The sequence below is a fragment of the Streptomyces sp. AC627_RSS907 genome, assembly GCF_019049165.1.
In genome coordinates this window covers 1-655 of sequence record NZ_JAGMUE010001500.1, presented here as the reverse complement: position 1 = coordinate 655, position 655 = coordinate 1, and the positions used below count along the sequence as shown (strand labels likewise).

Sequence of the window (655 nt, the reverse complement as noted above, 5' to 3'; positions counted from 1 at the left end):
GCCTACCACTTCCACTGGTCGCTCGACCAGATCCTCGACCTGGAACACGCCGACCGGCTCCGCTACGTCCACCAGATCGCCCGGCTGAACGGGCAGTGAACCGCGCCGTACGAGGGGGAGGGACGACCGCCTGATGGGATTGCTGTCCCGGCTGTCTCGACTGACCGGCCTGGGCCGCGCCGCCTCGGCCGGGAGCGCGTCGCCCGAGCCCCCGGCTGCCCCGACCTCCGGCGCCACCCCGGGCCACGGCGCCGTCGGGCGCGGGTCCGGCGGTCAGGCGTGGCGCGACCTGCCGCCGCTGCAACGGACCGTGGGCGCCGCGCCCCTGGTCGCCGACCCGGAACCGTTCCACGCCTCGCTCGGCACCTGGCAGGACGCCTCGTTGAGCACGCCGCTCGGCCACCTCGTCAGCCCCGACGCGCCCGCCGGACTCGGCCACGACCTCGCCACCACGACCGGGCCCGGGACCACGGAGCCCGACCCCCCGGACACCTCGACCACCCCGGCCACATCGGCCTCGTCGGGCGCGGGCCACGACACGGCCTCCGTACGCCACTTCGCGCCCGACCCGACGGGCCACGCCGTCTCGACCGGCCCGGCCGAGTCGCGGGCGGCGGTCCAGCGCGCGTGGACCCAGCCGACCCAGCCGCTGACC

The 655-nt window shown here is 77.1% G+C and carries 1 protein-coding gene and 1 pseudogene; both read left to right on the top strand.

Going from position 1 to position 655, the window contains the following annotated elements; all coding sequences use genetic code 11:
• Positions 1-99 (top strand): DUF6760 family protein (locus tag KUM32_RS45550; RefSeq protein ID WP_374227626.1); only part of this gene is annotated, 99 nt, incomplete at its 5' end.
• A 34-nt stretch (positions 100-133) separates the two neighbouring features.
• Positions 134-655, top strand: a pseudogene (locus tag KUM32_RS42670) (hypothetical protein); the annotation flags it as partial.